The following is a 12,580-nucleotide window of genomic DNA, read 5'->3' as shown; positions in this document are numbered from 1 at the left end:
ACCTCAGCTAGCACCCTGACGGTTACGGGAAGGTGCACTTTGTTGCGACTTGGAATCCCCCTGACCAGGTTTCATGTTCTGGAACAGCAGTAACAATTTCACGGAAGCACTTTTTAGTTCTGTTTCTGTACGTACAACCCTGTCTTTGAACAGCACATGCATGAAGACCAGCGGAATTGCAATCACGAGCCCACCAGCTGTGCCAAAAAGTGCCAGTCCAATAGCCCCTGCCTGCGAAGTCACACTTTGAGGGTTCCCACCTTTGCCAGTGGCTTCAGAAATAGCATTGAAAGTGTTGATCATCGAAATAACGGTCAACAACAGCCCCACCATCGTTGCAATTTTGGCGATAGCCAAAATTGGTGCTAGCAAAAAGTTCAGTTTGGGTAATATTTCGAACTCAATGGCATGTGCCATCGCCCGTTTCATGGCCGCAATCCCCTGTGGGGAAGCATCCAATGCGGCGGGATACAAATGTGTTGCCACCATACCGGTGCGTTTTTCGCATAGTTCTTTAGCTGCCTGCACACCGCCCTGGAATAGTTCATCCTGAAACTCAGGAAGAAGGGTTTCCATGCGATTGCGGGCGCCGAGATTCAGCATAAATCGCCAAAGAACTAATGCAATGGCAATTAATGAGAGAAGTATGAGAGGGATTGAAAAATACCACTCATGGGTCAAAAAGTTTAAAAGCGCCTTCATAAATTACCGCATCAGCCATCCTTGAAGCTAAGCATCGCAGATTCCGATCACAAGTTCAAGTGTGAAATCCGAATTCGGGATGATTTGGATAGTAATTAGCAGGTATATCAGTCGGGATTCACCACCTGCAGGACACTTGTTTAATCGCTACAATCGTCACAAATTGTCAACAAAAATTTGGTCCCACCTGAAGTTTGGTACCTGTTTCGCAAGAAAACAAAATTTCCCTGTTTCTTTCGCTTGACAAGCACCGATTTATAGTTAACGTGAATCTTTCGGATGAAATGATTGGTACGGTTGGAAAAACTTTAACGATTCTCGGTTTTTTTCAAGCTTTTACCAACATTTACACGAATCCTCTCCGGAGCTACAGAGATGTTGAACTTAACGGCCTTGAATCGTGACAAAATGACAAAAAACACAAAAAAATTATTTGTTGAACACTTGGAAGACCGTTCGAATCCCAGCGCGCTGGGTGGGGCTGAACTGTTTAATGGCGTTTTCTTCCACAATTTCCATTCCACAGGAAGTGATTCAGAAGGTGGACTGGCAATTGGTGGGAACGCACAACTGCAGCATTACGGTATCGGCTCACCTGAAGATGGTATCCGCGATGACCTCGTGGTGGGTGGCAATCTGAACTTCAACAGCGGCCAATTGGAATATGGCGACATCCGCCATGGTGGCACCGCAAACCTCAGCAGTGTAGGTTTTCTGGATGGTGCAGCAGCACCCGGAACAACCGTTGATTTTGCCGCACTGAAATCACAATTGAACCACGCTTCGCAATTCTGGGCTTCTCTTCCTGCAACGGGAACCACCTCTGTTAGTCCGTGGGGTGAGATCAGCTTCACCGGTTGGAACAGTCATCACAACGTCTTTACCATTGACGCCTCTGCTCTGGCAACTGCCAGCAGCCTGAGCATCAACGTACCGAAATGCTCAACAGTACTGATCAACGTGGTTGGAGAGCATGTCAGCATGTCTAACTTCGGCATGTTTCTGAACGGCACCAGCCAGGCTCAGGTATTGTTTAACATGGCCAATGCCAAAACCATCACCATGAGCGGCATCGCCATTCAAGGGAGTATTCTGGCACCAAAGGCAGCGATCAGCTTTAACAACGGTCATATTAATGGTACTCTGATTGGTTGTTCGTTCTGTGGGAACGGTGAACTGCACTATGTCAAACCACAATTGTGCCTGCCTCCACCCCCTCCAATCTGCGGTTGTCCCTCGAAATTAACCGCACCGACGGATACCAGCAAAACGACACAAACCAGTGCCGTGGCAGGATTTACGGAAGTGGTTGCTCCATTGCCTTCTGGCTCCGAAGATGAAGCCACCAGCAAAACCACCACTACTGAATTCGTCAGCCCACGCGTTCAAAATGTGCGTGAATTCCTCAAGCGAATTGCACTCTCTGGTGGTCGCGCACGTTCTTAATTTCTGACTGTAAGCTTCTAGAAACTGAAATTATAAATGGCGTTATTACAATATGAAAGTGTTGTAATATTGCTATTTTGAATTGTGCACTAAGGTACCCAGTTTCTTCTTTTCACCCCGCATAGATATCCAGCCCAGTGGGATACCAAGCATCATCAGCCCAATTACTACAATCGCTTCAGCAGGTTCCTGCTCGAATGCATATGCAGTGGCTTTCCAAAGCATGAATGCACAAGAAAGAACAAAAAACGCAGGTAAAATGGGATACATTGGGACCTTAAAGGTTCGTCTTGCGTCTGGATCACGCCATCTGAGTACAAACAACGATGTACCTGTTAAGAAAAAGAACAGCCAGAACACTGGGGCTGTACATGCCACTAATTGGTAAATATCACCACTTTGGTGAAACCCCGGGGTCATCTGGTAGCCGCACATTTCTGCACATTGACAAAGGAGCCCACGCCACTGACTTGCGAGTTCTACCACTGCGATGAGTAATAAACTGAATCCAGCCTGGGCAAACAATGCCCCTTGTGCGTGTGGGTGATCGCCTTTACCACTGAGCCAGGCAAATAACCGATGATCTTTGCCAAAGGTGCCGTAAAGACGCATTCCTGTAAAAAGTAAGCCATGGACCGAACCAAGTGCAGACACCATTACCAGCCCGCTAATCAGTTTTCTGCCTGTATTCCCAAATGGCAATTCAAACATGTCTGCGGCAATTGCTTTTGAATTACACACCCCTGTGTAGCCCAAAGCGCCCAGATATGCCAAATTCACTGCTAAGTAAATGGTAGTTACTAGCAAAGTTCCCAAAAGAAGGGCTTTCTTGATGTTTCGTTTCGGTCTGTGCACTTCCGAAGCAATAAATGCTGCTTCATTCCAGCCACCATAGGCGTAAAAAACCATTACCATGGTGAATGCCAGAGAAATAACGATTGGCTCGGGCATCAGTTGTGCGATACTGGCACTGGTAAATGGCTGGTTCCCACTACTGATCAGCATCGTGGCCTGTACCGCCAATTCCTGGTGGGCATTGGGTTGAGGGTCTGGCAATAAATACCAGATTAGACCGATCAGACTAATACTCGTCAAGCCAATAATGTTAGAGCTGGTAAGAATGTTTTGTACCAGGCGGCCTGGTCGCACACCAATTGCATTAATCAAAGTAAGTGTCAGAATGCCTGAAATGGCATAAATCAAACGGGAATATTGACCAAGTGGGTAAAATTCAGTGGCATATCGGGCAAACACATATGCCATAAATGCGATACTGCCACCAGTGCGTATCACTGCCAGCTCCGCCCAGGCAAAGAAGAAGCCCACTTTGGGGCCATATGCTTTGGTGAGATACGTGTAATCACCACCCGAAGTTCGATAGGTGGTGGCGAGTTCTGCGTAACAAAGCGCACCAATCAAGGAGACAATCCCACCGAGAATCCAGGCGGTCATTCCAGCCATGGGGGATCCGGCACTGCGAAAGATCTCAGGTGGTGCCTGATAAATCGATGCACCGATAATGATGCCGATAATCAGGCAAATAGCATCCCAGAGACTCAGTTTGGTTGATTTTCCAGCCACAATGGTTTTTGTTGTGTTCTTTCAAACGAGTATAACTTAATTTTCCAGTATATTCCGTTTTTTATGTAAAATCGAAATTTTTCAGTTAGCACCAGCAAAAGAAAGGTGGGAAATGATCCAGGAAACTACCGCAAATGATCATATTGCAATATTGCAATTAACCAGAAATACTGGGATGTTCAAGGATTTGGAAGTGGACACCCTCGAAGAGGTGCTGCTCGACTACGAAAATGCTGTGGAATACGGTCATTGTTGTTATACTTTGTTTGATGAAAATGGCGAAGGTGTACTCGGTTTTATTTACTTTGCACCCATTGCAATGACGGAAGGCTCTTGGGAAGTGTGGTGGATCGTTGTGGATAAAAACGTTCAAGGGCAGGGGTATGGGAAAAAATTAATGAGTTTTGCCGAGGAAATGATTCTTGAGTTTGAAGGCCGTTTGATGATGATGGACACCAGTTCTCTGCCGCACTATGCACCCACAAGGGATTTTTATCAAAATCTCGGTTATCAGGAGGTTGCCCACGTCCCAGATTATTATGCCGAAGGGGATGGAAAGGTGATTTTTTGGAAAAAATTGGTTGGAGTTGTCGACCACTGAATCAGAAACTCTTCATTTTGAGCCCGCACAACCACTTTATTTTACCTCTTCGCACCAACCAGAACATGGGATAGCGACAATTAGCGCAATTTCGCAATGTCTGCCTTCAGAAAAGGTTACCCCAACGGTGATAAAGATAGTGTTAACGTCATTCCCTTGGGTGTTATGGATGACACTCATTAAAGAGGGTATGGGAAATAGTAAGTTTGGGATGACTGAAAAACTCGCAGATTATTGAAAGAGAATGAAGAAGTTTTCTCATTCAATTTCGGTGAAAAGACGATTTATTCAGCAAAGGTCCTAAACGTGTCAATCCCAGTTCTGGTGTCCCCCCTATGAGAGTTGACTGTGTCAACCTCGCACCGGTTCTGGTAGTTCGTATGTGATCGGTTTTGCAGACAGTAATCCCAGTTTCATGGTTTCTGGGTTGTGCTGGATGCAAAAACAGCTCTTTCGGCGGAGAGGTGTTGAGAATGTGCGAACGCAACAATTGGTCTGGAGTGCCTGCCAAATGAAAAAAGTTTTTACGACCGGACAGGTAGCGAAGATTTGTAAAGTCGCACCAAGAACGGTGTCCAAATGGTTTGATTCTGGAAGACTGCGGGGGTATCGGATCCCTGGTAGCCAGGATCGACGCATCCCACGTGAGCAACTGATCCGGTTTTTGAAGGATCACGGAATGCCATTGGGAGAGTTAGAAGATGAAGAGTGGCACAAGCTACTCGTAATCGGTGCCGACCGACTCTTCATCGAGCGTCTGAAGGAAATCCTTCCAGAAGACGAAGATTACAAATACGAATTCGCCCAAAGTGGTTTTGAAGCGGGTATTCTCGCCGAAAGTTTCCATCCAGATTCGATTATCATTGATCTGGCATTGGGAAGAAGCGAAGCGATTCAGATTACAACGAATCTGCGCAAAAATCCCAACTATGAAACCACTGTCATCATTGGCATGGCGAGTGAGGACGAACCAAATCCGGAAAAGTTGCAGGAATACGGGTTTACGGAAGTTTTCAAGAAACCATTTGATGTTGCCATGTTAGGTGAGAGAATTAATACTCTCGCTGATGCACGCCGAGACGAACGATAAGTGATTGCAGGCGCACTCTGCACAATATTGACCGGACTATGCCGCTCTGAAGGATTCAGAAGGCATAGTACCGGTTTTTTGCGTTATGACTTGCAATGATCAAAGGTCCTGTACAGCTAAATCAGGCAAACTGCGTTAAATTCGATTGTGTTGCTGGCACAGTCAACTGATAAACAGCAACCTTGCCATCATTTGTTCCAGTGGCAATTGCAGTGCCATCTTCACGCATGGTGATCGCTACCGTCAGTTGCGGATTCAGTTGGAAAGAGCTGATCAGCAAGTTGGTGTTGGCATCCCAGATATTTCCATGACCAGCTTCGCCGATTGAAACCAGAATCCCTTCGTTACCCAGGTATTTGACCAGGCGAACATTGTCCTGGTGGTGTGACAGATGGAAGGTTGTTTCCTTTTTCGGGTTATCCAAATCCCAGAGGCAGATGCTGCGATCCAGGCCACAAGTTGCCAGAATATTCCGGTTGGGAGCAAATGAGCAGTGGGTCATAATATCTGAATGACCTTCAAAGACAATCTTTTGTGTCAAACGAAGCCATGACTGCTGCCAGATGATAATTTTGCGACTTTCGCCCACCGAAGCGAAACGGCTGCCATCCTCTGTAAATGCGGTATGTCGAATGGAACGGCTGTGACCACGGAGGATCGTGCCTGCCGATGCTTCTGTCCCACGGATTTTCCAGTGGACAAGGTAGGACCCGATCGAAGCGAGTAATTTCGTTCCATCCGGAGAAAATGTCAGTGAGGTCAAAGTTGCATGATCGCCAGAATATGCTCCCCACTCTGCTACTTTACTTTGCCGAAAATCCCAGCGCCAGACACGTACGGTTCCGTTCAGAATCCCACCCGTAACCAGGTAGTCACTATTCGGTGAAAATGCAATCGAAAGTAGTTCTGCACTCGGGCTGGGGAAAACAGCGATCCTTTTTGGTTCATCTGTGGTAATGTCGTAGAGATTGGCTTTCCCATCCAAACCACAAGTAGCCAGAAACATCCCGTTGGGAGAGAGCGCAATTGAACTGACAGCACTTTCGTGCACACCATTAATTGTAAACAGGTGTCGAGAGGGATTGGGTGGGGAAGCCTCCCGTTTCATTTCTCTGATATCCGCAGGCAAAGGCTGCGGCTTCAGATCAACTGTGCCCAGGCTGGTAGCAGGAGAATCTGATTGTTGATCATCCATCACCACTGTTTTCATTTCAGGTGATGTTGGCGCAGGGCTTGCAGTGACTGGCACCGGCGTATCAGCAACGGGTGGCGTATTACTCAACGGATGAGAAGTTTGGCCTTGATTAGAAGGTTGTAAAACCAAATTCAGGGCATCAACCAATTGCCGGGGATACTGATAGCGTTCATCGGGTCTTTTCTCAAGCATTCGTTCAACGATACGCAACACTTCTGGTGGGACACCAGGACGTAATTGTTCGATTGGATACGGTTTTTCACTCTGGTGGCGGATTAATTTCTGTACATCAGTCCCACCTGCGAATGGCGGCTTGCCAGTCAGCAGGTAATAAAAAGTACAACCTAAGCTGTAAATATCCGAACGAATGTCTGCTTTTCGGGCATCTCTGGCCTGTTCGGGGGCAATGAAGTCTGGTGTTCCCAGCAAAGCACCAGCACGGGTCAGCGGGGTGTTATCATCCGTACCGTTCCCATCATTTTCTGTACCATCTGTGATTCGTGCCAGGCCCATATCCAGAATTTTTGCAGTCCCCCAGGTATTGGAGAGTTGCACGGAAGATTGTTGCAGGCGGTCACGATCCCTCACGGTGACAAGTTGTGGTCGAGAGGCTGTCGGGACACTACCAGAATCAGCAATGAGCATCCCACCTTTTTGACTGATGAGGATGTTTGAAGGCTTGATATCGCGGTGGACAACACCCATTTCATAGGCGTGCTGCAGACCTTCAGCGCACTGTCGAATGTAATCACATGCTTGTTTTGTATTCAATTGTCCATGGGTGCGGACCATTTTTTCCAGTGTTACCCCATCGGCAAATTCCATCGCCAGAAAATGGGTACCTTCGAATTCGCCTGATTCGTACAGCACTACGATGTTCGGATGGTGCAATTGGCAATCGCTTTGGCCTCGCGGTGAAAGCGGTTCAATATATCAGGTTTTGCTGCCAGTACCACTGGTCGGATGACCTTGAGGGCAACCATCCGATCAAGGCGAGGCTGAATCGCCTGATATACAATTCCCATCCCGCCTTCACCAAGAGGTGCGAGAATAACGTAGGGACCGATCAGCAATTTTTCGTGTTGTTCGGAAAGAAACTGCGATTGCTGATAAGGAGTTAGCAGTTTTCGGCGAACCAGTTCGCCTGTGAACTGAACAGAAGATTCGTAGTTATCCACTTCCTGCTGAATTGCTTTCAGTTTTGCAGGTGGTAGGAAGGATTTCGCTACCATAAACGAAAACAGTTCCCCGGGGGATATCATTGTGGCCAGTAACTACCTGTGAGAATTATGCACGACGAATTCAATTTAGCACATATTTTCGATGTGATGCAAAAATAGATTATGGTTTGTACAGCGTGGAGATCAACTCGGTCCAACTCATCACTTTCCGTTTTTCGACAGGATAGTTGCTTTCAGCTTCAAAATCTTCATCAATAGCCGATTGATAGCCACCTTCTGTGGTCATCTCATCGTCGTCCATAAGTTCCGGAGCAGAATCCAACTCCACAATTGTGCTCACTTCTGGTGTCGTCGCAGTCTCAGGAGTTGGTACGGGGTTTAATTTACTGGTTTCTGCAAGGATATCCTTGGGTTTGACCGATTCTTCAATCAGGGGTACTGTTGTCGATTTTTTCTTTTTCCGCTTCCGCTTTCGCTTCTTTTTCGGTTGATCGCTGGATTCTGGAGTGCTGGTTGGTGCCATGTCCTGATCCGTTTCCAGATCAGATCCAGGCTCATCTAACTCTTCACTGTCATCTTCCGTATCTTCCGGCATATCGAGGTTTTCTTTGGCTGCATCTGGTGTTAAGTCCAGATCACTGGCAAAATCATCCCAATCGTCACTCATCTTCAAAATTCCTAAATACCGCAAAGCAGCGATATAAACGCCAGGCAATATTACTATACTGTTATATTTCAATATTACCAGGCAGATCGATAAATATCCAACAAATCTTCTTCAGTAACCGTTCGTGGGTTAAACTGGGCTGTCCATTGCTGGCCAGCCTCCGAGGCTAATAAGGGCAAAATTGATTCTGCAACGCCATATTCTCTTAACTGGGTGGGAAGTCCAGTTTTACATAGCAAGTTTGTTATATAGCTTGCCAGAAAATCGGATCCCCCCATCAAGGCATAATCTTGTTCGCATACAACGGAATTAAAGCGAATCACGTGCGGCAAAAGAGTACCGATGGCACTCCCATGGGTGATACCATAATGGGCTGTCAGGGGATTTGCACATGAGTGACAAACACCCAGCATCGCATTTTCAATTGCGACACCAGCAAAATGTGAGCCGATTTGCATTCCGGCACGTGCTGCAATATCGAGCGGGTGGCTGATTGTGCGATCGAAGCTGCTTGAGAGGTAATCCCATGCAGATTGAGAAAACACCTTGGATACAGGTGTGCTTTTCTTGCAAACGATCGACTCAATCGCGTGTGCAATCGCGTCGATGCCAGTGACCGCACTGATGTAAGCTGGCTGTGAAACGGTCAATTCCGGATCAAGGATTGCAATGCGAAAGGCAGCCTTTTTGTCCCCACAAGCCATTTTCATGCGGGATGAGGTATCGGTAATCAGGGCATATGACTGTGCTTCACTTCCGGTTCCCGTGGTTGTGGGGATACCAATTGAAGGGAGCATTGGTGATTTTGCCCTCCCCATCCCTTTATAGTCAGCCATTGTGCCGCCGTTGGTCAAAATGAAGTTCACCCCTTTGGCAGCATCCATGGCACTGCCACCACCCAGGGATACAATCAAATTGATGTCTGCTGCTTTGGCAATTGCCGCACCATCAGCGACTTGCTGACTGGTGGGATTTTCTTTCACATCATCCCACACAACAACTTTCAGTCCGGCACTTTCCAGAATACTGGTAGCTCGCTGTGGGTGACCAACGGTAGCTAATCCTCGATCAGTAACCAGAAAAATAGTGCGGCCACCCAATTCTGCAGCAAGCGAACCAATCTGGCTAAGTACACCAGGCGCAAAGATTACGCGGTTCAGAGGCGTAAAATCAAAGGACACGGGGAATGGTTCAGGCATACTGCTGGAAAGCACGCTGGCGATAGAGGTGTGTAAATAAATTCCCTTCGTGGGGTTGATCCCAAGTTAGCCGCGTCGTTGGCAAAGGTCCGATGTTCAGCCGTTCGATCATAGGAGAATCGATTACAGAACGAATGAACTCTGGGTCTTCTGTTAATACCATGGCTGCTAAAGTTGGTCCAATTCTTTTCAGCATATCGCTTTGTGGGCACTCTACAACAGATGCATAGGGAAAAAGATACTCTTTCGTGTTCAAAGGATGCTCAACTGAGGCACAATGGACAATCGTCGGGAGTACCCAGGCACAGCGCCCTTCTTGGACCAATCGGTGGCTGCCGCGGATTTTCTCGGTTACATCGACAGCACCGGGAGTTTTCAAGCCTTCATCGACCATCCCAGAAAGTGCCACAGCAACTTCCGGCTTGCCAAAAGCGGCAATTTCGGCTGCAGGATCATCCCAGGAGCGGGCTTGGATTTTGGCAAGCTTTTCTGCCACAGCGTGGGCGATCGCTTCGCCATTTTTTGTTGTCCAGATACCTGAGACGTTAATGCATGACCGTCCACCATTGGCTGCGATGCATTCTACAAGTTGATCGACATATTCCGGAAATCGATCAGCCATGTCATCGGCGATCAGAATTTTGCTGAATCCGGGGCCATGTAATTCGACACGATGATCGTTTTTGTAAGGATCGGTGGTCCGAGCATCACCAAAAAGCATTGATCGACCTACTTGACGCAGCATGTCCCCTACTGCAGCGTGATCGGTGGGGAAAAAGTTCAATGCAATTTCAGGAATACCCGCCTGTTTGAACGATTGCAACACACGGTAAGGTGTCCATGGCTCTTCCCGACCTGGTTTCAGTACCAGTGGTGTCTTCAAAGCGATTGCTGGCACCCACAGTGAGTGCACCCCAGGAGAGTTGCTGGGCAGGATGGCACAAAAGGCATCGGTAGTGGGGTAGAATGCCTGCATTCGGCCGTTCTGTACACCATATCCATTGTCAAGTACCGATAAATCCATCCCACGGGTCAGGCCGCCAAGCACTTCCTCAACATTTCGGAGAACATATTCCACCTTTCCAGCATTCCGGCGGCAAAATACCATGGGGGAACCGGTGGTCGATGAGAGCATTCTAATGTAATCATCGAATGATTGCGGAACACCACCAATGTCGATGGTCCCTGTAGCAAAAATATCAGCTGCTTTGGCATACATTGCAATCAAGTCACGAACTGGAATTTTCGCCAGTGCTTTTTTTGCGAGTGCCATTTTCGAAATGTCACGCCCAATTGCGGCACTTGTCAATTGACTTACTTCTGCAACTGGTTCACCTGTCTGGTGGTGCACCAACGTTGCTTTTTCAAGACTCTCGTATTCTTTGCCGTTACGCAAGGCGGGAATGTGTAGCATCATCTCTGGTAGGGTATAAAAAGTTATCGTGTAATTATAGGAAACTTCCGTCTGTTGTTGCCAACTATGCAGAGAAAACTGGGTGGTACTACTGGATTTCAGAATTGTAATACGGAATATGACATTACTGCTATAATGCGATTGGAAGCTTCTCACGCTTCATGATTTATTCATATTTCAAATCTATTGTGGGAGTTTTTATGGCGGAAGATCTGTTTGGAGAACTGGTGCCAGTAGGTGGGGGAGATTCCATTCCCCTGAAGAGAGGTGTCCTGACCATGGGACGCCGGGAATCGTGCGACATTTGTCTTCGATTTCCAAATATTTCTGGACTTCACTGCGAACTTTCCTGGCGGGATGGTTATTGGTTTATTCGCGACCTTGGCAGCACCAATGGCATCAAAATCAATGGTGTGAGGGTGTTGCAACGCCCACTGCGACCGGGTGATGAAATTACCATCGCCAAGAGGAATTATCAGATTCAATATAATCTAAGCGACGCTGGTGCCAATCGACTGGAATCGGTTTTAAGTGAAGAAGAAAATGTTTTTTCGCGATCACTGCTGGAAAAAGCCGGTTTGCAGAAACCACGATTGGAATATGACGACGAAGATGATGATGATTGATCTTCAAAAATGAATATTTTTTAACAGTGGGGCCGTCGGGAAACCGTGCGGCCTTTTTTCATGGAGTTTGTTATGGGAAATTATCCCGGACCAGACCTCTCCGGTCAGACAATTCTGGTAACAGGGGCATCTTCCGGCATTGGGTTGGCGACTGCGAAAGCGCTTGCCCAGGCAGGAGCCGATGTGGCACTCAACTACCTGTCGATGCATGAAGCTGCAGAAAAAACAGCTGCAGAAATTCAGGCGATGGGTCAAAAAGCCTTACTTGTTCCTGCTGATATTTCAGATCGTGCTGCAGTCGAGGAAATGGTCGACAAAATTGTCGCAACTTTTGGCAAAATAACAGGTTACGTCTCATCGGCAGTTTATAGTGATCGTGAACCTTTCACAACGGCAAACCTGGACGGTTTTTTCAAGACGATTGATGTTTCGTTGTGGGGTGCGTTTTTTGGCTTGCGTGCCTGTGCCAATAAAATGATTGCACAAGGGGAGGGGGGCAGGGTAGTGATCGTTTCTTCGCCTCATGCACAGATCGCATTTCCCAACTGCATGGCCTACAACATTGCCAAAGCCGGGTTAGATCAAATGGCACGTTCTGCAGCCGCAGAATTATTGCCCCACCGTATCCGGGTGAATGTTATTTATCCTGGATGGACAGACACGCCCGGTGAGCGTAAGTTCTTTACTGAAGAGACGTTACAAACTGCATCGGCAAAAACTCCGTTGGGCAGGTTAGCGACACCTGATGAAATCGCCCACGGTATTTTGTACATGATGGACCCGAGAAATGGGTATATGACAGGCAGTACATTGGTGCTGGACGGTGGCCTCAGCCTGCCATGGTGGTCAAAACGCGATTCAGGTGATTTTTAAACGAA

12 protein-coding genes are annotated in these 12,580 nt (G+C 47.4%); 5 read left to right on the top strand and 7 right to left on the bottom strand.

The features are described from left to right. Nucleotides 1–3: 3 nt before the first annotated feature. The gene (locus R3B84_06905; protein ID MEZ6140282.1) at nucleotides 4–603 is read right to left on the bottom strand and encodes a MotA/TolQ/ExbB proton channel family protein; all 600 of its coding nucleotides are present in this window, start codon (nucleotides 601–603) and stop codon (nucleotides 4–6) included. Nucleotides 604–1,077: 474 nt separating this feature from the next. Between R3B84_06905 and R3B84_06900 the strand changes: the two genes are divergently transcribed. Further along, nucleotides 1,078–2,148 carry a choice-of-anchor A family protein gene (locus tag R3B84_06900; GenBank protein ID MEZ6140281.1) on the top strand — a complete coding sequence of 357 codons (1,071 nt, stop codon included), beginning with the start codon at nucleotides 1,078–1,080 and terminating at the stop codon, nucleotides 2,146–2,148. Nucleotides 2,149–2,220: 72 nt separating this feature from the next. Here the strand turns inward: R3B84_06900 and R3B84_06895 are convergent, their stop codons facing one another. After that, nucleotides 2,221–3,729, bottom strand: a complete 1,509-nt coding sequence (locus R3B84_06895) for an amino acid permease (GenBank protein ID MEZ6140280.1) — start codon at nucleotides 3,727–3,729, stop codon at nucleotides 2,221–2,223. A 112-nt stretch (nucleotides 3,730–3,841) separates the two neighbouring features. Between R3B84_06895 and R3B84_06890 the strand changes: the two genes are divergently transcribed. Beyond that, the gene (locus R3B84_06890; protein MEZ6140279.1) at nucleotides 3,842–4,330 is read left to right on the top strand and encodes a GNAT family N-acetyltransferase; all 489 of its coding nucleotides are present in this window, start codon (nucleotides 3,842–3,844) and stop codon (nucleotides 4,328–4,330) included. A gap of 511 nt (nucleotides 4,331–4,841) precedes the next feature. Then, nucleotides 4,842–5,420 carry a response regulator gene (locus R3B84_06885; protein ID MEZ6140278.1) on the top strand — a complete coding sequence of 193 codons (579 nt, stop codon included), beginning with the start codon at nucleotides 4,842–4,844 and terminating at the stop codon, nucleotides 5,418–5,420. A gap of 121 nt (nucleotides 5,421–5,541) precedes the next feature. Here the strand turns inward: R3B84_06885 and R3B84_06880 are convergent, their stop codons facing one another. From R3B84_06880 to R3B84_06860, 5 genes are all read right to left on the bottom strand, one after another. Then, a complete protein-coding gene (locus R3B84_06880) occupies nucleotides 5,542–7,506 on the bottom strand; it encodes a serine/threonine-protein kinase (protein ID MEZ6140277.1) in 1,965 nt (654 codons plus the stop codon). Continuing rightward, nucleotides 7,485–7,847, bottom strand: coding sequence for a hypothetical protein (locus tag R3B84_06875; protein MEZ6140276.1), 363 nt, complete (start codon nucleotides 7,845–7,847; stop codon nucleotides 7,485–7,487). Before R3B84_06875 ends, R3B84_06880 begins: the two co-directional genes overlap by 22 nt. Before the next feature lie 109 nt (nucleotides 7,848–7,956). Beyond that, a complete protein-coding gene (locus R3B84_06870; GenBank protein ID MEZ6140275.1) occupies nucleotides 7,957–8,463 on the bottom strand; it encodes a hypothetical protein in 507 nt (168 codons plus the stop codon). 74 nt (nucleotides 8,464–8,537) lie between these two features. Beyond that, the gene (locus R3B84_06865) at nucleotides 8,538–9,644 is read right to left on the bottom strand and encodes an iron-containing alcohol dehydrogenase (protein ID MEZ6140274.1); all 1,107 of its coding nucleotides are present in this window, start codon (nucleotides 9,642–9,644) and stop codon (nucleotides 8,538–8,540) included. A gap of 10 nt (nucleotides 9,645–9,654) precedes the next feature. Next, on the bottom strand, nucleotides 9,655–11,079 hold the full coding sequence (locus R3B84_06860; protein MEZ6140273.1) for an aldehyde dehydrogenase family protein: 1,425 nt from the start codon (nucleotides 11,077–11,079) through the stop codon (nucleotides 9,655–9,657). 197 nt (nucleotides 11,080–11,276) lie between these two features. Between R3B84_06860 and R3B84_06855 the strand changes: the two genes are divergently transcribed. Next, the gene (locus R3B84_06855; GenBank protein MEZ6140272.1) at nucleotides 11,277–11,702 is read left to right on the top strand and encodes an FHA domain-containing protein; all 426 of its coding nucleotides are present in this window, start codon (nucleotides 11,277–11,279) and stop codon (nucleotides 11,700–11,702) included. A gap of 72 nt (nucleotides 11,703–11,774) precedes the next feature. Then, complete coding sequence (locus R3B84_06850; GenBank protein MEZ6140271.1) at nucleotides 11,775–12,575, top strand: SDR family oxidoreductase; 801 nt, start codon at nucleotides 11,775–11,777, stop codon at nucleotides 12,573–12,575. Nucleotides 12,576–12,580 lie beyond the last annotated feature (5 nt).

The organism is Zavarzinella sp. (assembly GCA_041399155.1).
Lineage (GTDB): Bacteria > Planctomycetota > Planctomycetia > Gemmatales > Gemmataceae > JAWKTI01.
This window is presented reverse-complemented; position numbering and strand designations above follow the sequence as displayed.